Genomic DNA, 19,975 nt, shown 5'->3' on the forward strand with positions numbered 1-19,975 from the left:
AGCCTACGTCGGTGTGAGTAGCGTTGCGGGCATGCCCGACACGACGGAACAACCGCTCTCGATCCTGGTGGCCGGCTCGTCCGGGTTCATCGGGACGCCCCTCGTCCGCGCCCTGCGCGAGGCGGGGCACCACGTGACCACGCTCGTCCGCCGCGAAGCACGCACCGCGACCGAGTTCCGCTGGGCACCGGGGCGGCGTCCGCTCGACCCGGCGATCCTGGACGGTGCCGACGTGGTGATCAACCTGGCCGGCGCGAACATCGGCAAGCTGCCGTGGACGGACGCGTACCGCAAGGAGATCCGCAGCTCGCGCATCGACGCCACCGACACCCTGGTCGAGGCGATGCGGCACGCCGCCACTCCCCCGGCGCTGTTCCTGTCGGGCTCGGCCTCGGGCGTGTACGGCGACCGCCCGGCCGACGTGCTGCAGGACGACGCCGCCGCGGGCACGGGCTTCCTCGCCGACGTCTGCACCGCGTGGGAAGCCGCCGCGAACGCCGCTCCCGCCGGGGTCCGGGTCGTCACGCTCCGCACCGGCATCGTCATCGGCAAGGGCGGCGGTGCGCTCGCGCCGCTCGTCCCGCTCACGAAGCTCGGCGTCGGCAGCCGGCTCGGCACCGGTGGCCAGCACTGGCCCTGGATCGCACTCGAGGACGAGGTCGGCGCGATCGTGCACCTGGCGACCGCGGCACCGGACGTGTCCGGTCCGGTGAACCTGGCGGGCCCTGAGCCCGTCGTGGCCGACCGCATCACGAAGCACGTCGCCGAGGTCCTGCACCGCCCGTACCTCTTCCGGATCCCCGAGTTCGCCCTGCGCCTGGCGCTGCAGGACGCCGCCGACGACATGCTCCTGTCGAGCCAGCGGATGGTCCCCACGAAGCTGCTCGAGTCCGGCTACACGTTCCGGTACACGCAGGCGGCGGACGCGATCGACGCCGTCTTCTGATCCGCCTCCGGCCCCGGGGTCAGCGGTCGGCGGCGCGCGCCAGGGCGGTGCGCATCGCCGACCGTGCGCGCTTGCGGTCACCGGCGGCGTCGTAGATCACACCGAGCCGGTACCAGGCACGCCAGTCGGCCGGGTCCTGCTCGACCGCGTCGCGGTACCGCGGGAACAGCTCATCGGCGGCGTCGCGGATCGGCCGGCCCGACGGCCGCACCGGGACGACGTCGTCCGGGGTGCCGCCCTCGGCCTCGAGCCGCGCGCCGAGCCGGGTGATGCGGATGCCGAAGCGGAACTCCAGCACGAGCAGGAGCGCCCCGATCGCGGCGACGACGAACAGCGCGACGCCGATGCCGATGCCGATCGGGATCCCGGTCGCGATGAAGGCGACGGCGCGCTGCCCGACGAGCACGATGTACAGGGCGAGCAGCACCGCCATCAGCGCTGCACCCCAGAACGGCGAGCGGATCGTGCGTCCGGCCCGCTCCATCCGACCCACGGCGGTCAGCCGATGCCGAGGACGCTGCCGAGGCCCACGGTGAGGCCCCGCGCCGACACCACGTTCGCCAGCGCCGCACGGATGCCCGCGACGTAGGCGACGTCGTCGTTGGTGTCGTGCCGGATCGTCAGCGTCTCGCCGGGGCCGCTCAGCACGACGTCCTGCACGGCCTTCACCCCGGGCAGGCGGAGCGAGTGGATGGGCACGCTGGCGACCTGCTGGCCGCGGGCGCGCTGGTCGACGTGCGGGGCGTCCACGGGACCGACCTCGCGCCGGGCGTCGGCCATCAGCTCGGCGGTGCGCACCGCGGTGCCCGAGGGCGAGTCGATCTTGCCGGCGTGGTGGGTCTCGACGATCTCGGCGGCGGGGAACCACGGTGCCGCGATCGTCGCCAGGTGGGTGCCGAGCACGGAGCCGATCGAGAAGTTCGGGACCACGAGCACCCCCTGGTCCGGGCGTTCCCGCAGCCCGGTGCGGAGCTTCGCGAGCCGGTCGAGCGACCAGCCGGAGGTGCCGACGAGCACGTTCGCGCCGCTCGAGAGCGCGTTCTCCACGATCGCCGGGCTGAGCGACGGCACCGTCACGTCGACCACCAGGGCCGCGCCGCCGAAGACCGACGGCGGCGCCTCGTGCGCGCCGTCCTTCGACGAGAGGCGGGCGACGAGCTCGAACTCCGGGAGTTCCTCGACGACGGACGCCACGAGGCCCCCGAGACGACCGGTGGCGCCGACGACGGCGACGGGAGTGACCATGCGGTCCATCCTAGGATCGACGCATGTCAGTCGAGGTCAGGACCGTGCCGGCCGATCTGCCCGAGGTCGACGCGCTGCTCGACGCGTACCTGGACGAGCGCGAGGCGACGTTCCCGAGCACGCAGGGCACGTACTCGCGGAAGCGCACCCCCGCGGCCGAGTTCACGCCGCCGAACGGGGTGTTCGCGGTGGCGTACGACGACGACGTCGCGGTCGGCTGCGGCGGCATCCGTCGGATCGCGGACGGGGTCGACGCGACCGGTGCCGTCGACGTCCGGTTCGAGGTCAAGCACGTCTTCGTGGCGCCGGCCGGGCGCGGCACGGGCGTGGCGACGGCGGTGATGGACCTGCTCGAGCGGGCCGGGGCGGACCTCGGCGCGACGAGCATCGTCCTCGACACGAACGACTCGCTCGTGGCGGCCGGCGCGATGTACCGCGGCCGCGGGTACCAGCGGGTCGAGCCGTTCAACGACAACCCGAACGCGACCGCCTGGTACCGCAAGCCGATCGCCTGAGCCGCCACGGGCCTCCCGGCCGCCCCACCGCGGACCGGACGGGCAGCCGCTAGACGGGCTGGTCGACGGGCAGACCGGTGCGCAGCTCCACCGGCAGGTGGGCCAGGTCGTTCAGCGTGACGACCTCGGCGGGCTTCGCCGAACGGATCCGGATGATCGTGAGCGCGGTGTGGGCGACGTTCGTGCCCATCCAGCGCCACTCGGGGGCTTGGAACGCCTCGCGCACGAACCAGCCGATCACGGCGTTGTGGGTGATCAGCAGGTCGTGCCGGTCCTCGCGCGCCGGGGTGAACCACTCCGACACGGCGTCGCCCATCTGAGCCTGCCCGGCGACGATCTCCTCTTCGGTGATGCCGCCGTACCAGCCCTGGTAGGCGTGCGGCATGTCCGGGGTCGGGCCCGAGGGGATGCAGTCGAACAGCAGTGTCGAGGGCTCGGGCTGGATCGACGGCAGGCGCTGCGACAGGAACGCGGCGGTCTCGCTCGGGGCCTCGAGCGGCGAGTGGTACACGCCGTCGAAGGGCACGCCGCCGAGACGGTCCGCGATCAGGGTCGCCTGACGCTTGCCGCGTTCGGAGAGCTTGCCGTCCCGCAGGCCGTGTTCGGCGTCCTGGTGTTCGCCGTGCCGGACGAGGTACAGGTAGTGCGACATGTCCGTGCTCAGCTGCCGATCCCGATGGCCGCGGCGAGTTCGTCCTGCTGCACGGCACCGACGACCGAGGTGATCGTCGGCCGGGTGAGCAGGTCGCGCGCGAGTTCGAGCACGCCGTCAGTCGTGACGCCGTCGACACGCTCGAGCGCGGTCGACAGGTCGGTGTACTCGCCGGTGCCGAGCTCGGAACGGCCGAGGCGGGTCATGCGGGCGTCGGAGTCCTCGAGCGAGAGCGTCAGCGCACCCTCGATCTGGCCCTTGGCCCGTCGGAGCTCGTCGTCGGTGATGCCGTGGTCGACCATTCGGCGGAACTCGGCGTCGACGATGTCGATGACACCCGCGACGTTGTCCGGCGCGCACCCGGCGTAGACGCCGAAGGCACCGTTGTCCAGGTAAGCCGGGGCGAACGAGGACACCGCGTAGGCCAGGCCGCGACGCTCGCGGACCTCTTGGAACAGGCGCGAGCTCATGCCGCCACCGAGCACGGCGTTCAGGACGCTGAGCGAGGGGCGGCGGTCGTCACGCAGGTCGAGCCCCTGCGAGCCGCGGAGCATGCTGACCTGCTCGGTCGGGCGGTGCACCACGGACAGCTTCGCCTCGACCGGGTCGGCCACGGTCTCGGGCGTGCGGCGCGGCAACGGCTCGGCGTCGGGGGCGTCGTGGAAGACGCCGGCGACGAGTTCGCAGAACCGGTCGTGGTCGACGGCACCGGCAGCGGTCACGACGATGCCGTTCGGCGCGTAGTGCTCGCGGTAGTGGGCCAGCACCTCGTCGCGCTGGACCGCACGGATGCTGTCCGGGGTGCCGCCGATCGGACGGCCGAGGGGATGTCCGCCGAAGGCCGCGGCGAAGAACGCTTCGCCCGCGACGTCGGCCGGGTCGTCGGCGGCCATCGCGAGCTCTTCGAGGATGACCCCGCGCTCGACGGCGAAGGCGTCCGGTTCGAGCACAGATCCGGTGACCATGTCACCGATGACGTTCACGGCCATCGGGACGTCGGTGTCCCGGACCCGTGCGTAGTAGCAGGTGTACTCCTTGGCGGTCGCAGCGTTGTGCTCACCGCCGACCGAGTCGAACGCGATGGCGATGTCGAGCGCCGATCGGGTCTCGGTGCCCTTGAAGAGCAGGTGCTCGAGGAAGTGCGTCGACCCGAACTGCCCGTCGCGCTCGTCCCGCGAACCGACGCCGACCCAGAACCCGATGCTCGTCGACGCGGCACCCGGCACCGCCTCGGTCAGCACACGGACGCCCGAGGGCAGCACGGTGCGACGGACGAAGGCCCCGCCGGACGTCAGGAACGACGTGTCCGGGGCCCCGAGCGGCAGTGGCACTGGCTGGTTCATCGCAGACGAGCCTACTGATCCGTCGATGCCTCCCGCCCAGTTTCCCGGTCTCGGTCGCGTGCCACTCGAAGTGGGGTACAGAAAATGTGGACAGACCGACTCGTCTGTCTGTCCTCCTTGTGCTACTGTTGGCCACGCCGGATCGAAAGCCCCCCTAAGTTCCGATCCGGCGGCTCGGGGCATCAGTCCTGCGCGACCACCGAGTCCCCCCACTCCGGTCGCGGAGCCGATGAGTCCGAGGAGTACACGCTGTGACGGTCGATTCCCCCCAACCGGCCGTCCAGCGTCTCCCCGGCCCGAGCACGAACCTCGCGTCGCCGGACGGGTCGAGCGTCCCCCCGACTCCCCGCTCCGGCGGCGCGAAGGTCCGTGTCCTCGAGACCGCCACGCGGCTCTTCTACGAAGAGGGCATCCACAGCGTCGGCGTCGACCGTCTCATCTCCGAGGCGAGCGTCACGAAGGCGACGTTCTACAAGCACTACGGGTCGAAGGACAACCTGATCCTGGCCTACATCCGCACCCAGCACGAGCGCGTGCAGGAGCGGATGGAGCAGCTCATCGCCGACGCCGGCTCCCCCGAGCGGGCCGTCCGTGCGTGGGTCGCCGCGCTGGCCGACGACGTCAACGACCCGGCGTTCCGCGGCTGCGCGTTCCTGCACGCCGCCGCCGAGTACCACGACCCCCGCGACCCGGTCCGCCAGGTCGTCGCCGTGCACCGCGACTGGTACACCGAGCGACTCGCGACCCTGCTGCAGGAAGCCGGACACCCCCTGCCCGGCGACGGCGCCGACGAGCTCATGCTCGCGCGCGACGGTGCGATGGCCGGCGCGTACGCCGGTGACGCGATCGCCGCCACCGCCGCGCTCAACCGCGTGGTCGACCGGGTGCTCGCGGGCTGACGCCCGGCTGTCACTGTCGGCTGTCGGCTGTCACTTTCGCGAAAGCGACAGATCACCGCGAACCGTTCGCGGCATCCTGTCGCCTTCGCGGCACCGACGCACCCGCGCGACGCACATCTGTCGCTTCCGCGGGGCGGTCGAGGCGACCACGGCCGGACAGGAGGCCCGTGGCGGGCCCGCACCGCGCCTCCAGGCCGTCACGTGCGAACTCCCACAGCCCCGCTCGCGCACCGAGCGCAGCCCGAGCCGACGGGTGTTGGCTGGGGGCATGGCCAACGACCCCAACTGGAACCTGCCCGACGTCCCGTCCTTCACCCTGACGAGCCCCGACTTCACCGACGGAGGCGAGCTGCCCACCTCGGCACGCGGCTCCGACGTCGGCGGTGAGGACCGCTCCCCCGCACTCGAGTGGTCGGACGCACCCGAGGGCACGAAGAGCTTCGTCCTGACCGTCTACGACCCCGATGCCCCGACCGGCTCCGGCTTCTGGCACTGGAGCCTCACGGAGATCCCGGGCTCGGCGACGTCGCTCCCCGCAGGCGCCGGCACCGATGACGCCCTGCTGCCCGCGGAGGCACTCCGCCGCCGCAACGAGTTCGGCACGGACACGTTCCTCGGGGCTGCTCCGCCCGCGGGCCACGGTGTGCACCGCTACTTCTTCACGCTGAGCGCCCTCGACGTCCCCGTGCTCGAGGTCCCCGCCGACGCGACCCCCGCGGTCGTGGGCTTCATGCTCCGCGGGCACCTGCTCGGGCGCGCGCAGCTCATGGGCACGCAGGAGACCCCCGCGGCCTGACGGACACGCGTGGCACGGCGCGGCGATCGTTCGCGCACAGCGACAGTTCACGCGGAGCCGTGCCCGTGAGGTGTCGCTGACCGCGAAAGCACGCGCGGCCAACACGCACACACGCCCCGCAACGGCGAACGGCCGCCGCCCCGGAAGGGACGGCGGCCGTTCGTGCGTCAGGACGCGGAGAGGATCAGCCCTCGGCCGGGTCCTCGGCGTGGGCGCGGACCGTCTCGGCCGAGGTGGAGTCACCATCGGTCTCGTCGGCCACGACCGGCGCGAGCGACAGCTTGCCGCGGTCGTCCACCTTGGTGACCTCGACGAGGACCTTCTGGCCGACGCCGAGCACGTCTTCGACGTTCTCCACACGCTTGCCACCGGCGAGCTTGCGGACCTCGGAGACGTGGAGCAGACCGTCACGGCCCGGGAGCAGCGACACGAAGGCGCCGAAGGTGGCGATCTTCACGACGGTGCCGAGGAACTGGTCCCCGATCTCCGGGTTGGTCGGGTTCGCGATCGCGTTGACCTGGGCACGAGCGGCCTCGGCCGACGGGCCGTCGACAGCGCCGATGTAGACGGTGCCGTTGTCCTCGATCGAGATGTCGGCACCGGTGGTGTCCTGGATGCCGTTGATCGTCTTGCCCTTCGGGCCGATCAGCTCGCCGATCTTGTCGACGGGGATCTGCACCGAGATGACGCGAGGAGCGGTGTCCGCCATCTCGTCGGGGGCGTCGATGGCCTCGTTCAGCACACCGAGGATGGCCGAGCGGGCCTCCTTGGCCTGCTTGAGCGCCGCGTCGAGCACCGTCGACGGGATGCCGTCGAGCTTGGTGTCGAGCTGGATCGCGGTGACGAACTCCGAGGTACCGGCGACCTTGAAGTCCATGTCGCCGAGGGCGTCTTCCGCACCGAGGATGTCGGTCAGGGCCGCGTAGCGGGTCTGGCCGTCGACGGTGTCGGACACGAGGCCCATCGCGATGCCGGCGACCGGGGCCTTGAGGGGCACACCGGCGTTGAGCAGCGAGAGGGTCGAGGCGCAGACGGAACCCATCGAGGTCGAGCCGTTGGAGCTCAGCGCCTCGGAGACCTGACGGATGGCGTACGGGAACTCGTCACGCGACGGCAGCACCGGCACGAGGGCGCGCTCGGCGAGGAAGCCGTGCCCGATCTCGCGACGCTTCGGCGAACCCACGCGGCCGGTCTCACCGGTCGAGTAGGGCGGGAAGTTGTAGTGGTGCAGGTAGCGCTTCTTCGTGACGGGCGACAGCGAGTCGATCTGCTGCTCCATCTTGAGCATGTTCAGCGTGGTGACGCCGAGGATCTGCGTCTCGCCGCGCTGGAAGATCGCCGAACCGTGGACGCGCGGGATCACGGCGACCTCGGCGTCGAGCGGACGGATGTCGGCGAGGCCGCGGCCGTCCATGCGGATCTGCTCGGTCAGGATGCGGCCGCGGACGACCTTCTTCGTGACCGACTTGTACGCGGCGCCGACCTGCGAGTTGGCGACCTCGGGCAGCGAGCCCGCGGTGACCTGCTCGGCGATGGCGGCCTTGACGCGCGACTTGAGCGCGTCGTCGGCGTCCTGACGCTCGGTCTTGGCGGCGATCTTGTAGACGTCACCGAGCTCGGAGAGCGCGAGGGCCTCGACGGCCGAGTAGACCTCGGGCGCGTACGGCGGGAAGACCGGGAAGTCCTGGATCTCCTTGGCCGACTGCGCGGCGAGCTTGGCCTGTGCGTCGACGAGGGACTTGAGGAACGGCTTCGCCGCCTCGAGACCCTGGGCGACGATGGCCTCGTCGGGCTTGGTGGCGCCGCCCTGGATGAGATCCCAGGCGTGCTCGGTGGCTTCCGCCTCGACCATCATGATCGCGACGTCCTCGTTGCCGGCCTCGTCCGTGACGACACGACCGGCGACGGTCAGGTCGAACACGGCGTCGGCGAGCTGCGAGGCCTTCGGGAACGCGACCCACTGGTCGCCGATGAGCGCGAGGCGCACACCGGCGATCGGGCCGGAGAACGGCAGACCGGAGATCTGCGTCGACGCGGACGCGGCGTTGATCGCCAGCGCGTCGTAGAACTCGTCCGGAGCGATGCTCAGGACGGTGATGACGATCTGCACCTCGTTGCGGAGGCCGTCGACGAACGACGGACGCAGCGGCCGGTCGATCAGACGGCAGACGAGGATGGCCTCGGTCGACGGACGGCCTTCGCGACGGAAGAACGAACCGGGGATCTTGCCGGCGGCGTAGGAACGCTCCTCGACGTCGACGGTCAGCGGGAAGAAGTCGAAGCCCTCACGCGGGTGCTTGCCGGCGCTGGTGGCCGAGAGGAGCATCGTTTCCTCGTCCAGGTACGCGGCGACCGCGCCCTGGGCCTGCTGTGCGAGCCGACCGGTCTCGAACCGGACGGTGCGCTTGCCGTACTTGCCGTTGTCGATGACGGCTTCGGCGAACTTGATCTCGGGACCCTCCAAAAGGGCGCCTCCTTGATGTGTTTCCGGCAGGCCGTGGCGACGGCACTCGATGGTGCGTGCGCGCCGATCGTTCCGGACGCATGTCTGGCCAGCAGTAGAAGCACTCGGGAAACCGTTCCGGCCCGCGAGCCACCACCGATGACCAGCTCCGTGCCCGGCCTGCGCAGTGTTGTGTGTGACGTCCGGGGAATGAGTCCTCGGACACGATGGACTTTACCAGTCCTCAGGCTGTCGGCGGCGCGGCTCGCTGGACTCCTGGTGAACATCGGTAGCCTGCCGACATGCGCCTCACCCCCTCGCGGGGCGTGCTCGTCGCGGCCGCCGTGGTCGTCGGCGCGCTCGTCGCCCCGGCCCTGACCGCTGCCCCCGCGAACGCCACCGAGTACCCCACCTGGCAGGACGTCCAGCGCGCCAAGGGCAACGAGACCGCCAAGCGCGCCGAGGTGCAGAAGGTGCAGGCGGCGCTGCAGTCGGCGCAGGACGAAGCAGCCGCGAAGTCGCAGGCCGCCCTGGTGGCCTCGTCGAAGGCGGACGCGGCCGAGTCGGAGCTGGCGTCGGCCACCCAGGCCGCCACGAGCCTCCAGGCCCAGGCGCAGCACGCGAGCGAGACGGCGGACCGGGCCCAGCAGCGGGCCGGCCAACTGGCCGCGAACCTGTACCGCGACGGCAGCACGAACCAGATGACCACCCGCATCGCGACCGCGAAGAACCCGGACCAGCTGCTCTACCAGCTCGGCGCCCTCGACCAGCTGTCGGAGACCTGGGCCGGCGTCATGGACGACGCGTCCGTCGCGGCCGGCACGGCGTCGTCGCTGCACGAGCAGGCCGAGCGGGCCGAGACGGAACGCGCGACGCGCGCGCAGGCGGCCGAGGAGCGCTCGGCCGCGGCGAAGTCGGCGGAACAGGCGGCGGACGCCGCCGTCGAGTCGACGGAGCAGCACAGCGACGAGCTGTACGCGCAGCTCGCGTCGCTCAAGGACAGCACCGCGAAGCAGGAGGCCGGGTACGAACTCGGCCAGCGGGTCGCCGCGCAGAAGGCGGAGCAGCAGCGCAAGCGGGCCGCAGCGGCTGCGGCCGAGGCGGCGGCGAACGCAGCCGCGGCGAACGCCGGCAGCAGCGCTTCCAGCGGCGGCGCGACGAGCGGCGGCACCGGCTCGTCCTACCCGAGCACCGGGGGCGTCGCCGTGGACCCCGCGGCTGCGCAGGCCTACGCACGGAGCGCGCTCGGGTCGTACGGGTGGGGCTCCGACCAGTTCTCGTGCCTGGTGTCGCTCTGGACGCAGGAGTCCGGGTGGCGGGCGAACGCCCTGAACGCCTCGAGCGGCGCCTACGGCATCCCGCAGTCGCTGCCGGCCGAGAAGATGGCGGTCGCCGGAGCCGACTGGCGCACCAACGCGAACACGCAGATCGACTGGGGGCTCGCGTACATCAAGAGCGCCTACGGCTCACCCTGCGGGGCGTGGGGCCACGAGATGAGCGTCAACCCGCACTGGTACTGAGCCAGGAGCCAGCCGACGGTCAGTGACCGAGGCCACCGAGCAGGCTCGCGAAGTCCGGCGTCGCGGGGAGCGCGTCGGCTTCCTGCGGGGCCCGCCTGGAGGCCCGGATCGCCCAGGCCAGGTCGGCTCCGGCCCGGCGGATGCGACCGTCCAGGGCGGCCGCGTCACCGTCGGTCCCCCAGTCGTCGGTCGCGGCGAAGACCCCCGTAGGCACGATCGCCGCGCGCAGGTACGCGAAGACGGGCCGGAGGGCGTGGTCGATCGCGAGGGAGTGCCGCGAGGTCCCGCCGGTGGCACCGAGCAGGACGGGCATGTCGGCCATCGAGTCCTTGTCGAGCACGTCCAGGAACGACTTCGCCAGTCCACTGACGCCCGCCGTGAAGATCGGCGTGACGAACACGACGGCGTCGGCCTCGACCACGGCGGCCATCGCTGCCGAGAGCGCCGGGGCCGCGAAGCCGGTGAGCATGGCGTCGGTGATCTCGTGCGCGAGCGGCCGGAGTTCGACGTGCACGACGTGCGCCGGGGTGCCCTCGGCGACGAGCGACGCCACGGCGGCCTCGCCCAGACGGTCGGCGAGCAGGCGGGTGGAGCTGGGCTCGGAGAGTCCGGCGGAGACGACGGCGATGGTGGTCATGATGCTTCCCGACTTTCGATGCGTTTGCATGAACATAGCATCCAACCGGGTTGCCCTCGCAACCATTCCCGCCATCGAACAGCGTGCCCATCAGTCACGACTCCCCGCGCGCTGACTGCGAGCGGTCACGGAGTGTCGACTGGGACCGTTGTGGCCGACGAGTCGTGACCGCGGGACGAGCGCGGGCGACGTGTCGTGACCGACCTCGCGACCGACCGAGGACGGAATGCGGACTGAGCGGGGCCCCCGCCGAGCGTCGAACGCCCCGGGAACGAAGAACGCCCCGGTCCTCACGAGGAGGACCGGGGCGTTCGGTCAAGCGTGTGTCGGTCGACTAGCGACGCAGGCCGAGACGCTCGATGAGCGTGCGGTAGCGGGCGATGTCGACGTCGGAGAGGTAGCCGAGGAGACGGCGACGCTGACCGACCATGAGGAGCAGGCCACGACGCGAGTGGTGGTCGTGCTTGTGCTCCTTGAGGTGCTCGTTCAGGTCGTTGATACGACGCGTCAGAACGGCGACCTGGACCTCGGGGGATCCGGTGTCGCCCGGGTGGGTCGCGTACTCTTCGATGATCTCCTGCTTGACCTGTGCGTCAAGTGCCATGGTGATCCCCTTCCTGTCCGTTGCGCGGTGCCCGTGCCTGATGCACGAGCGCTCTTTGTCCGCGGCCGTTCGACGGCAACCGCACAAGACTACCAGAGTCCTAAGCGGTCCTGGGGTGCAGACGACGGCGGCGGCGACGCTCCGGCAGCAGACTGCGGACGAGTCCGACCAGCGTTGCGCCGAGCAGTCCGCCGAGGCCGTTCGACAGCACGTCGCGCGGGTCCGCGACGCGGTACGGCAGGTAGGTGGCCTGCGCGAACTCGATGCCGGTCGACAGCGCGACCGCGACGAGCGCGCCGAGGATCCACCAGCGACGGGGCAACCACAGCGCCGCGAGCATCCCCACGGGCACGAACATCGCGATGTTGGCGAGGAACTCGGTGCGCTCGTACGTGAACCAGGCACCGTGCGGCAGCTGCTGCACCCAGGCGATCGCGTGCAGCACGAGGGAGTTCTGGGCCGAGGTGAAGACCTGCGGGGTCAGCGTCATCCGCCAGATCACCCAGGCGTAGCCCGCGGTCAGGGCGAGGAGGAGGAGTCGACGGAACATCCGCACAGTGTGCTGCACGGTCCTGCGCGGCCGCTGGAGCGCTCCTGTCAGCCGTCGGTACGGCACCTGGGCGATCGCGGATCGGCGCTGGTCAGGACTCCCCCGTACCTGTCAGCATGGGTCCGGGCGCGATCGGTGCCCGCACCACCGACACCGCACGGGCAGATCAGGAGCACCGCAGCATGCCGGAGCACGAGGCACCCAGCACCCGACGCCGCAACCGCACCGGCGGCCTGCGGCAGTGGGGGTGGATCGCCGTCGCCGCCGTCGTCGTCGCCGCGGTCGTCACGACGCTCGTCGTCGGCCCGTGGAACGGCGGCCAGCCGGACGGCGACCGTACCCCGAGCGGCCGCACCGTCGCCGAGCGGAAGTCCGCCGCCGAGGCGTTCCCGGGCGGGCTCGCGCGCCAGCCGACCGCCGTGAACCAGGCCGGCATCCGCGAGCGACAGGCTCGGGCCGAGGGCGACGCCGCGACCGCCGAGCAGATCGCCGTGATCGCCGACCAGCCGATCGCGACCTGGCTGACGAACACCTCGCGGGCCGAGACCCGCTCGACGATCCGGTCGGTGGTCAGCACGGCGAAGCAACGCGGCGGCACCCCCGTGTTCGTCCTCTACAACATCCCGGACCGCGACTGCGGCAGCTACTCGAAGGGCGGCACCGAGGACGACGCCTACCTGCCGTGGGTCCGGTCGGCCGTCCGTGCGATGGCCGGTTCGCACGCGGTCGTGCTCGTCGAACCCGACTCGATCGCCCAGATCCAGAACTGCGAGCGGCTGCGTGACGAACGCCTGCCCCTGCTGCGGAAGGCCGTCGACGCGCTGACCGGCCACGGGCTCACCGTGTACCTGGACGGTGGCAACGAGAACCGTGTACCGACCGCCACCATGGCCGACTGGCTGCGGCAGGCCGGCGTCGACGAGGTGCAGGGGTTCTTCACGAACGTGTCGAACTTCTACCGTGTCGACCAGGAGCGCGCGTACGCCGACGAGCTCGCCGACGCGATCGGCGGCGACCCGCACTTCGTCATCGACGTCTCCCGCAACGGGCAGGGGTGGCGGGGAACCTGGTGCAACCCCGAGGGCGCCGGCCTCGGCCAGGAGCCGCACGTCACCGGCGGCAGCACCCGGCTCGACGCCCTGCTCTGGGTGAAGACGCCGGGGCTCAGCGACGGCACCTGCAACGGCGGCCCCGCGGCCGGCCAGTGGTGGGAGTCGTACGCGCTGGCCCTCGTCGAGCACCGCAAGCGAGACTGACCACGCCACGAGACGGCCCGCGCAGGGCCGTGTCGGTGCCCGGTGGTTGCATGTGCGCATGACCGCGACCGACCGCATCCGCTCCGTCGTCCCGCCCTACCTGCTCCGTGCCGTCGCCGACGCCGACGCGTTCCCCCGGGCGGCCTCGGCGGCACGCACCGCACTGGCCTCGCTCGACGCCGTGCAGGCGCCGAAGCACGCGCACCTGGTCGCACCGCGCGGCGTCAGCGGTGCCGTCGACCGCTCCCCGCAGCGGACGATCACCGACGCGCACGGCACCACGACGCTGCCCGGCACCGTCGTCCGGCGCGAGGGCGACGCCGACTCCGGTGACGCCGCGGTCGACGAGGCGTACGCGGGCCTCGGCGCCACGCACGCCTTCTGGCTCGAGGTGTTCGCCCGGGTGTCGATCGACGGCGCCGGGCTCCCCCTCGACGCGACCGTGCACTACGGCCAGGACTACGACAACGCCTACTGGGACGGCCGCCGGATGGTGTTCGGCGACGGCGACGACGAGGTGTTCCGCCGTTTCACCGTCGCGCTCGACGTCATCGGCCACGAGCTCGCGCACGGCGTCACGCAGTACACCGCCGACCTGACCTACCAGGGCCAGTCGGGTGCCCTCAACGAGTCGATCAGCGACGTCTTCGGTTCCCTGGTCGCCCAGTACGCGGCGGGGCAGACGGCGGAGCAGGCGAGCTGGCTCATCGGCGAGGGGCTGTTCACCGACGCCGTGCAGGGCGACGCGCTCCGGTCGATGCGGGCCCCCGGCACCGCGTACGACGACCCGGTGCTCGGGAAGGACCCGCAACCGGCGACCATGGCCGGCTTCGTCGTCACCACGGACGACGCCGGTGGGGTCCACACGAACTCCGGCATCCCGAACCACGCGTTCTTCCTGGCGGCCACGGCGATCGGCGGCCCCGCGTGGCTGGGTGCCGGCGCCGTGTGGTGGGACGCCCTGACGTCGGCCGAGGTGACCGCCTCGATCGACTTCGCGGGCTTCGCCACCGTCACCGTCGACGCGGCCGGGCGGCGGTTCGGGGACGGCTCCGCCGAGCAGACCGCGGTCCGTCAGGCCTGGCAGCGGGTGGGCGTGCTCGACTGACCGCGCCACCCGGGCGTAGCGTCGAGGGCATGCGCATCGAGGTCCGCCGCTCCGGGGGCTTCGCCGGCACCACACGGCGCTGGCGGGTCGACACCGACACGAGCAGCGACCCCACGGCGTGGTCCGACGTCGTCGACGCGCTGCGGCGCACCCCGGCACCGACGGCTGCGCCCGTCCCCGACGACTTCAGCTGGACGATCACCGTCGAGCGCACCACCGTGACGATCCCGGGTCGCCGCCTCGACGGCCCGTGGGCCGACCTGGTCGCGCGGGTGCGGTCCGAGGGCGACCCGACCTGAGCCGGGAGGCCCGTGGTGGGCCCGCACCGGGCCTCCCGTCCGCCCCGCGGTGACGCAACCGCCCACCGATCGTGCGCAGGAACGGTCGCGTGGGACCGACGGACCCGACCGTTCCTGCGCACGAAGTGCGCGGGGACACGCGCGCGACCGTCAGTCGACGTCGATGACCGTCAGGCGACGGGTCGGACGCGTCATCGCGACGTACACCGCGGCGGCGGCGCGGGCGGCGTCGGCACCCACGCCGTCGGGGTCGACGAGCAGCACGCCGTCGAACTCCAGGCCCTTGGCGTCCGCACCCGTCAGCACCGTGAGCGAGCCGGCGTTCGGCGAGGCGAGGCCCCGGACGTCCGCCTCGGTGCGGGCGAGCCGCTGCCGGACCGTGTCGACCTGGGCCTCGGGGACGATGACGCCGATGGTGCCGGAGCCGATCCGGGCACGCTCGGCGTCGGCAACGGCCACGACGGTGTCGAGCAGGTCGGCCCGGGCGACGCGGACGCGCTCGACGGGGTCACCGTCTCGAACGGCCTCGTTGCGGGTGACCGTGAGGCCGGCGCTGTCCGCGAAGGCCCCGGCGGCCTCGACGATGGAGCGCGGGGTGCGGTAGTTCACCGTGAGCTGCTCGATGCGGTGGTCGAGCGGCACCTGCGGCGCACGGCCGCGTCGGCGACGCGCGAGCGCCCCGATGACGTCGTCCCAGGTGCGTGCGGCACCCGGCGAGGAGCCCTGCGCCATGTCGCCGACGATCGTGAAGGAGCGCAGCGGGTTGCGGCGGGCGAGCACGCGCCACTGCATCGGCGAGAGCTCCTGCGCCTCGTCGACGACGATGTGCCCGTAGGTCCACTCGCGGTCGTCGGCGGCGCGCTCGGCCGTGGAGCGGGGGTCGCCGCCCTCGGCGAACGAGCCGGCGACCTGCTCGGCGCTGACGATGCCCTCGACGCCCATGTTCTCGATGGCCTGGCGGGCGTTCTCGATGTCACGGTTCCGGCTGGCCTTCGCGGCGCGCTTGGCGGCGCCGCCGGTCGGGTCGAACGGGCCGAGCAGTTCGGCGGCCTCGTCGAGCAGGGGGACGTCCTCGACGGTCCAGGCCGTACCGCGGGCGCGCTGCAGCAGGGCTCGGCGCTCCGGCGTCCAGTCGGGGGTGAGCGAGGCGAGCCAGTTCGGCCGGGCGTAGAGGTCCTCGAGGAACTTCTCGGGCGGCAGCGGCAGCCACGCGGTGTTGAGCAGCACGCGGGCGTCGTACGAGCTCCGGATGTCCTCGCGCAGGACCTTCTCGTCGGCCTCGTCCACCGTGGTGCCGCGCTCCCGCAGCTGCTCGGCGAGCAGGCGGGTCATCGCGTCGAGGGCGGTCTTGTTGAACGTGACGCGGGCGGCGTTGTGCGGCTTGCCGCGGTCCTGCGCACGCTTCATGGCGTCGGCGACGAGCTGCGGCGGCACGACGAGCCGCTCGCCCTCGATGTCGAGCGTGACCGACTCGGTCGGCACGACCTGGCGCGAGCGCACGGCCCGCCGAAGGAGTGACGCCATCTGCGCGGCGCCCTTCACGGCGGCGACGTCGCGGGTGTCGTGCGTCGTCGCGTGCACGCCCGGGTAGAGCGAGCCGAGCGACGCCATCACGACACCGGTCTCGCCGAGCGACGGGAGCACCTGCTCGATGTAGGTCAGGAACGCCGGGGACGGGCCGACCATGAGCACGCCGGAGCCCCGCAGCCGCTCGCGGTAGGAGTAGAGCAGGTAGGCGGCGCGGTGCAGCGCCACGGCGGTCTTGCCGGTGCCGGGGCCGCCCTGCACGATGAGCACGCCCTCGAGCGGGGAGCGGATGATGCGGTCCTGCTCGCCCTGGATCGTCGCGACGATGTCGGTCATCCGGCCGGTGCGCTCAGCGGTGACCGCGGCGAGCAGCGCCCCTTCGCCCTGCAGGTGGGTGCGCTCGTCGTCGTACAGCGAGGCGTCGAACACCTCGTCCTCGACGCCGACCACGCGACGACCCTGCAGGGACAGGTGCCGACGGGACCGCATGCCCATCGGGTGCGCCGCGGTGGCCTGGTAGAAGGCGCTCGCACCCGGGACGCGCCAGTCGAGCAGCAGCGGCCGGTGCTCGGCGTCGCGCAGCCCCACACGGCCGATGTACCGGAAGGTGTCGTCGGGGTTGTCGGGCTCGGCGACCTCGAGCCGGCCGAAGACCAGCCGGTCCCCCACCCGCTCGAGCGTCGCGACGGTGTCCTCGTAGAGCCGCGCGTACGCGTCGCGCTCGCTGCGGCTCTGGTGGTTCCCGCCGACCGCCTGTCGGCGGGTCTCGGCGAGGCGCTGTTCGGCCTCGACGGTCAACTCGTCGAGACGACGGAAGAGGCCGTCGACGTAGCCGCGTTCACGGTCGATCTCGGTCGGTTCGGACACACGCAACCCTTCGGGAAGAGGGGGAACCAGTGTACTGCCCACCGGGAGCCCCGCTGTCCCCGAAGGGTCACGTCGGAGTCACATCTCTTCGTGCGTGTCCGGGTCACCATCCCACAGACGACCGCGCTCGAGCGCGGAGATCGCCTGCACCTCGTCGTCGGTCAGCTCGAAGCCGAAGACGTCGAGGTTCTCCTTCTGGCGGGCTGCGTCGCCCGACTTCGGCACCGGCACGGCACCGAGCTGGACGTGCCAGCGCAGCACGACCTGGCCGGGGGCCACCCCGTGCGCCGCGGCGGCATCGACGATCGGCTGCTCGGTGAGCAGTTCCGACCGCTTCGCGAGCGGGCTCCAGCTCTCGGTCACGATGCCGAGCTCCTGGTGCACCTTCCGCAGTTCCGCCTGGGGGAAGTACGGGTGCAGCTCCACCTGGTTGACGGCCGGGGCGACCCCGGTGGCGTCGACGATGCGGCGCAGGTGCTCGGGCGTGAAGTTCGAGACGCCGATCGAGCGGACCTTGCCGCTGTCGCGGAGGTCGACGAACGCCTTCCAGGTGTCGACGAACTTGTCCACCGACGGGTTCGGCCAGTGGATCAGGTACAGGTCGACGTGGTCGAGCCCCAGGTTGCCGAGGGTCTCGTCGATCGAGCGGTGCGCCTCGTCGTAGCCGTGGTGCCGGCCGGGGAGCTTCGACGTGACGACGAGGTCCTCGCGCGCCACCTCGGACTCACGGACCGCCTTGCCGACGGCGTCCTCGTTGCCGTAGTTCAGCGCCGTGTCGAGCAGCCGGTAGCCGCTCGCGATCGCGGTGCCGACTGCCGCAGCGCCCTCGTCGCCGTTCAGGCCGTAGGTGCCGAGGCCGAGCTCCGGGAACCGGTGGCCGTCGTTCAGCTCGATCGTCGGGGCACCGACCTGCATCAGCGGACCCCGAGCAGGTCGATCACGAAGATGAGGGTCTTGCCGGACAGGAAGTGGCCGCCACCGGCCGGGCCGTAGGCGAGCTCCGGCGGGACGACGAGCTTGCGGCGACCGCCGACCTTCATGCCGGGGATGCCCTCCTGCCAGCCGCGCACCAGGGCCGCGAGCGGGAAGTCGATGGGCTCGCCGCGGTTCCAGGAGCTGTCGAACTCCTCGCCGGTCTCGTACTCGACGCCGGCGTAGTGGACCTTGACGGTGGAGCCGGCGGACGCTTCCTCGCCGGAACCCTCGACGATGTCGGTGATGACGAGCTCGGTGGGGGCGGGGCCCTCGGGGGCGTCGAACTCGGGCTTGCTGTTCAGGTCAGTCATGCCCGTCAGTCAACCAGAGCGCGCACCGGGCACGCGCAACGAGCGTCCAGCCCGCAGAATGGTTCCACCGTGACACCATCGACTCCCGCACCGCCGCGCCGCCGCCTGCTCGCCGACCTCACCCCGCTCCGCCGCTCGCCCGCCTTCGCCCGGCTCTGGGCCGGCACGGCGATCGCCGGCATCGGCACCCAGATGACCACCGTCGCCGTCGGGCTCGAGGTCTACGAGATCACCCGCTCGACCTTCGCCGTGGCCCTCGTCGGTGTCATCGCGCTCGTGCCGATGATCGTCGCCGGCCTGTACGGCGGCATGCTCGCGGACGCCTTCGACCGACGCCTCGTCGCGCTCGTGTCGTCGATCATCGCGTGGGTCGCCGTCGCCCTGATCGCCACGCACGCCTGGCTCGACCTGCACAGCGTCGCACTGCTGTACGTGCTCGCGACGGTGAACGCCGTGGCCGCCACCGTCAGCAACGCCTCCCGCTCGGCCATCGTCCCGCGGCTCGTCGGCACCGACCTGCTGCCCGCGGCGAGCGCCCTGGGCGGAATCGCGTCCGGGTTCCAGGTCACCGTGGGTCCGGCGATCGCCGGTGTGCTCATCGCGAGCGTCGGGTTCGCGCCGACCTACACGATCGACGTCGTGCTGTTCACGTTCGCGTTCCTCGGGGTGTTCACGCTGCCCCGGATGGCCGCCGACCACGACGCTCTGCGGCCGGGGCTCGGCTCGCTCATCGAGGGCGCGAAGTTCCTGCGGCGGTCGCGCAACATCACGATGACCTTCGTGCTCGACATCATCGCGATGACGTTCGGGCAGCCGCGCGTGCTGTTCCCCGCGATCGGCGCGCTCGTCATCGGCGGCGGGTCGATCACGGTCGGCACCCTGACCGCCGCGTACGCGATCGGGGCGCTGCTGTCGAGCGTGTTCTCCGGGCCGCTCGGGCACGTCCGACGCCAGGGTGAGGCCGTCGGCTGGGCCATCACGGCGTACGGCGGGGCGATCGCGGCGTTCGGTGTGGTCATCGCGCTGGCACACGTGCTCGGCGGCCGCTCGGGCGAGGCGTTCGGCGTCGAGATCCTGCCGGCGCTCGGGCTCGCGGCGCTGTTCCTGGCGATGGCCGGCGGCGCGGACAACGTCAGCTCGGTGTTCCGGAACACGATCCTGCAGGCGGCGTCGCCGGACGGCATGCGCGGTCGGCTGCAGGGCATCTTCATCGTCGTGGTCACGGGCGGCCCGCGGCTCGGCGACCTGTACGCCGGCCTGGTCGTCGCAGCCGGCATCGCGTACCCGCCGGTGATCGGCGGCGTGCTCATCATCGGCCTCGTCGCGCTGCTCCTCCGGATGGTCCCGTCGTTCCGCCGCTACGACGCCCTGCATCCGCACGCCAACTGACGGCCGCGGCGGTCCGGGCGGGCCGCAAAACACCGGTGTTCGCACGTCGAACACCCGCGTTCCGCGGTGCGGAGCGTGAACACCGGTGTTTTG

The 19,975-nt window shown here is 72.0% G+C and carries 20 protein-coding genes; 9 read left to right on the plus strand and 11 right to left on the minus strand.

The genetic code is table 11. The features are described 5' to 3' along the window. Positions 1-31: 31 nt before the first annotated feature. A complete protein-coding gene (locus DEJ21_RS06570; RefSeq protein ID WP_111224096.1) occupies positions 32-946 on the plus strand; it encodes a TIGR01777 family oxidoreductase in 915 nt (304 codons plus the stop codon). Between the two features lie 19 nt (positions 947-965). Here the strand turns inward: DEJ21_RS06570 and DEJ21_RS06575 are convergent, their stop codons facing one another. Next, complete coding sequence (locus DEJ21_RS06575; protein WP_111224097.1) at positions 966-1,430, minus strand: tetratricopeptide repeat protein; 465 nt, start codon at positions 1,428-1,430, stop codon at positions 966-968. A gap of 14 nt (positions 1,431-1,444) precedes the next feature. After that, entirely contained in the window at positions 1,445-2,191 is a 747-nt protein-coding gene (locus DEJ21_RS06580; RefSeq protein WP_228513608.1) for a 4-hydroxy-tetrahydrodipicolinate reductase, read from the minus strand. Positions 2,192-2,214: 23 nt separating this feature from the next. On the opposite strand from DEJ21_RS06580, the gene DEJ21_RS06585 reads away from it, so the two are divergent. Beyond that, complete coding sequence (locus tag DEJ21_RS06585; RefSeq protein ID WP_111224098.1) at positions 2,215-2,706, plus strand: GNAT family N-acetyltransferase; 492 nt, start codon at positions 2,215-2,217, stop codon at positions 2,704-2,706. Between the two features lie 49 nt (positions 2,707-2,755). Here DEJ21_RS06585 and DEJ21_RS06590 read toward each other — a convergent pair whose 3' ends face one another. Together DEJ21_RS06590 and DEJ21_RS06595 are read right to left on the minus strand one after the other, a co-directional pair. Further along, positions 2,756-3,358, minus strand: a complete 603-nt coding sequence (locus tag DEJ21_RS06590) for a histidine phosphatase family protein (RefSeq protein ID WP_027464756.1) — start codon at positions 3,356-3,358, stop codon at positions 2,756-2,758. An 8-nt stretch (positions 3,359-3,366) separates the two neighbouring features. Beyond that, positions 3,367-4,701: a pitrilysin family protein gene (locus tag DEJ21_RS06595; RefSeq protein WP_071245003.1), complete on the minus strand. Its 1,335-nt coding sequence runs from the start codon at positions 4,699-4,701 to the stop codon at positions 3,367-3,369. A gap of 251 nt (positions 4,702-4,952) precedes the next feature. On the opposite strand from DEJ21_RS06595, the gene DEJ21_RS06600 reads away from it, so the two are divergent. Beyond that, a complete protein-coding gene (locus tag DEJ21_RS06600) occupies positions 4,953-5,600 on the plus strand; it encodes a TetR/AcrR family transcriptional regulator (protein ID WP_110891918.1) in 648 nt (215 codons plus the stop codon). Positions 5,601-5,868: 268 nt separating this feature from the next. Continuing rightward, a complete protein-coding gene (locus DEJ21_RS06605; protein WP_111224099.1) occupies positions 5,869-6,396 on the plus strand; it encodes a YbhB/YbcL family Raf kinase inhibitor-like protein in 528 nt (175 codons plus the stop codon). A 184-nt stretch (positions 6,397-6,580) separates the two neighbouring features. On the opposite strand, the gene DEJ21_RS06610 is transcribed toward DEJ21_RS06605, so the two are convergent. Then, entirely contained in the window at positions 6,581-8,860 is a 2,280-nt protein-coding gene (locus DEJ21_RS06610) for a polyribonucleotide nucleotidyltransferase (RefSeq protein WP_111224100.1), read from the minus strand. A gap of 281 nt (positions 8,861-9,141) precedes the next feature. Here DEJ21_RS06610 and DEJ21_RS06615 point away from each other — a divergent pair, with 281 nt between their 5' ends. Continuing rightward, positions 9,142-10,359: a hypothetical protein gene (locus tag DEJ21_RS06615; RefSeq protein WP_111046605.1), complete on the plus strand. Its 1,218-nt coding sequence runs from the start codon at positions 9,142-9,144 to the stop codon at positions 10,357-10,359. A 19-nt stretch (positions 10,360-10,378) separates the two neighbouring features. Here the strand turns inward: DEJ21_RS06615 and DEJ21_RS06620 are convergent, their stop codons facing one another. The 3 genes from DEJ21_RS06620 to DEJ21_RS06630 all read right to left on the minus strand — a co-directional run bounded on the left by DEJ21_RS06620 (position 10,379) and on the right by DEJ21_RS06630 (position 12,150). Beyond that, the gene (locus DEJ21_RS06620; RefSeq protein WP_071245007.1) at positions 10,379-10,996 is read right to left on the minus strand and encodes a CE1759 family FMN reductase; all 618 of its coding nucleotides are present in this window, start codon (positions 10,994-10,996) and stop codon (positions 10,379-10,381) included. A 334-nt stretch (positions 10,997-11,330) separates the two neighbouring features. Beyond that, positions 11,331-11,600: a 30S ribosomal protein S15 gene (gene rpsO, locus DEJ21_RS06625; protein ID WP_017885935.1), complete on the minus strand. Its 270-nt coding sequence runs from the start codon at positions 11,598-11,600 to the stop codon at positions 11,331-11,333. A gap of 100 nt (positions 11,601-11,700) precedes the next feature. Then, positions 11,701-12,150 carry a VanZ family protein gene (locus DEJ21_RS06630; protein ID WP_084741173.1) on the minus strand — a complete coding sequence of 150 codons (450 nt, stop codon included), beginning with the start codon at positions 12,148-12,150 and terminating at the stop codon, positions 11,701-11,703. 182 nt (positions 12,151-12,332) lie between these two features. On the opposite strand from DEJ21_RS06630, the gene DEJ21_RS06635 reads away from it, so the two are divergent. Genes DEJ21_RS06635 through DEJ21_RS06645 form a run of 3 tightly spaced genes read left to right on the plus strand, consistent with a single transcriptional unit; the run spans position 12,333 to position 14,813 of the window. Further along, the gene (locus DEJ21_RS06635) at positions 12,333-13,406 is read left to right on the plus strand and encodes a glycoside hydrolase family 6 protein (RefSeq protein ID WP_146247714.1); all 1,074 of its coding nucleotides are present in this window, start codon (positions 12,333-12,335) and stop codon (positions 13,404-13,406) included. Positions 13,407-13,464: 58 nt separating this feature from the next. After that, positions 13,465-14,514, plus strand: coding sequence for a M4 family metallopeptidase (locus tag DEJ21_RS06640; protein ID WP_111224102.1), 1,050 nt, complete (start codon positions 13,465-13,467; stop codon positions 14,512-14,514). Positions 14,515-14,543: 29 nt separating this feature from the next. Further along, a complete protein-coding gene (locus tag DEJ21_RS06645; protein WP_071405582.1) occupies positions 14,544-14,813 on the plus strand; it encodes a protealysin inhibitor emfourin in 270 nt (89 codons plus the stop codon). Between the two features lie 150 nt (positions 14,814-14,963). Here the strand turns inward: DEJ21_RS06645 and DEJ21_RS06650 are convergent, their stop codons facing one another. The 3 genes from DEJ21_RS06650 to DEJ21_RS06660 form a co-directional block, all read right to left on the minus strand. Then, positions 14,964-17,207 carry an ATP-binding domain-containing protein gene (locus DEJ21_RS06650; protein WP_258374899.1) on the minus strand — a complete coding sequence of 748 codons (2,244 nt, stop codon included), beginning with the start codon at positions 17,205-17,207 and terminating at the stop codon, positions 14,964-14,966. A 78-nt stretch (positions 17,208-17,285) separates the two neighbouring features. Further along, on the minus strand, positions 17,286-18,122 hold the full coding sequence (locus tag DEJ21_RS06655) for an aldo/keto reductase (protein ID WP_027464743.1): 837 nt from the start codon (positions 18,120-18,122) through the stop codon (positions 17,286-17,288). Continuing rightward, on the minus strand, positions 18,122-18,493 hold the full coding sequence (locus DEJ21_RS06660) for an FKBP-type peptidyl-prolyl cis-trans isomerase (protein ID WP_173035534.1): 372 nt from the start codon (positions 18,491-18,493) through the stop codon (positions 18,122-18,124). The genes DEJ21_RS06655 and DEJ21_RS06660 overlap by 1 nt, the downstream gene beginning before the upstream one ends. Positions 18,494-18,562: 69 nt before the next feature. Here DEJ21_RS06660 and DEJ21_RS06665 point away from each other — a divergent pair, with 69 nt between their 5' ends. Next, on the plus strand, positions 18,563-19,882 hold the full coding sequence (locus DEJ21_RS06665; RefSeq protein WP_111094701.1) for an MFS transporter: 1,320 nt from the start codon (positions 18,563-18,565) through the stop codon (positions 19,880-19,882). Positions 19,883-19,975 lie beyond the last annotated feature (93 nt).

This window comes from Curtobacterium sp. MCSS17_006, assembly GCF_003234215.1.
Classification (GTDB): domain Bacteria; phylum Actinomycetota; class Actinomycetes; order Actinomycetales; family Microbacteriaceae; genus Curtobacterium; species Curtobacterium flaccumfaciens.

Excerpts from the sequence above, each read along its gene's own strand:
- DEJ21_RS06590 (WP_027464756.1), bottom strand. The coding sequence starts at position 3,358 with ATGTCGCACTACCTGTACCTCGTCCGGCACGGCGAACACCAGGACGCC.
- DEJ21_RS06640 (WP_111224102.1), top strand. The coding sequence starts at position 13,465 with ATGACCGCGACCGACCGCATCCGCTCCGTCGTCCCGCCCTACCTGCTC.
- DEJ21_RS06585 (WP_111224098.1), top strand. The coding sequence starts at position 2,215 with ATGTCAGTCGAGGTCAGGACCGTGCCGGCCGATCTGCCCGAGGTCGAC.
- DEJ21_RS06615 (WP_111046605.1), top strand. The coding sequence starts at position 9,142 with ATGCGCCTCACCCCCTCGCGGGGCGTGCTCGTCGCGGCCGCCGTGGTC.
- DEJ21_RS06595 (WP_071245003.1), bottom strand. The coding sequence starts at position 4,701 with ATGAACCAGCCAGTGCCACTGCCGCTCGGGGCCCCGGACACGTCGTTC.
- DEJ21_RS06645 (WP_071405582.1), top strand. The coding sequence starts at position 14,544 with ATGCGCATCGAGGTCCGCCGCTCCGGGGGCTTCGCCGGCACCACACGG.
- DEJ21_RS06655 (WP_027464743.1), bottom strand. The coding sequence starts at position 18,122 with ATGCAGGTCGGTGCCCCGACGATCGAGCTGAACGACGGCCACCGGTTC.
- DEJ21_RS06570 (WP_111224096.1), top strand. The coding sequence starts at position 32 with ATGCCCGACACGACGGAACAACCGCTCTCGATCCTGGTGGCCGGCTCG.
- DEJ21_RS06575 (WP_111224097.1), bottom strand. The coding sequence starts at position 1,430 with ATGGAGCGGGCCGGACGCACGATCCGCTCGCCGTTCTGGGGTGCAGCG.
- rpsO (WP_017885935.1), bottom strand. The coding sequence starts at position 11,600 with ATGGCACTTGACGCACAGGTCAAGCAGGAGATCATCGAAGAGTACGCG.
- DEJ21_RS06620 (WP_071245007.1), bottom strand. The coding sequence starts at position 10,996 with ATGACCACCATCGCCGTCGTCTCCGCCGGACTCTCCGAGCCCAGCTCC.
- DEJ21_RS06635 (WP_146247714.1), top strand. The coding sequence starts at position 12,333 with ATGCCGGAGCACGAGGCACCCAGCACCCGACGCCGCAACCGCACCGGC.
- DEJ21_RS06605 (WP_111224099.1), top strand. The coding sequence starts at position 5,869 with ATGGCCAACGACCCCAACTGGAACCTGCCCGACGTCCCGTCCTTCACC.
- DEJ21_RS06630 (WP_084741173.1), bottom strand. The coding sequence starts at position 12,150 with ATGTTCCGTCGACTCCTCCTCCTCGCCCTGACCGCGGGCTACGCCTGG.
- DEJ21_RS06580 (WP_228513608.1), bottom strand. The coding sequence starts at position 2,191 with ATGGTCACTCCCGTCGCCGTCGTCGGCGCCACCGGTCGTCTCGGGGGC.
- DEJ21_RS06660 (WP_173035534.1), bottom strand. The coding sequence starts at position 18,493 with ATGACTGACCTGAACAGCAAGCCCGAGTTCGACGCCCCCGAGGGCCCC.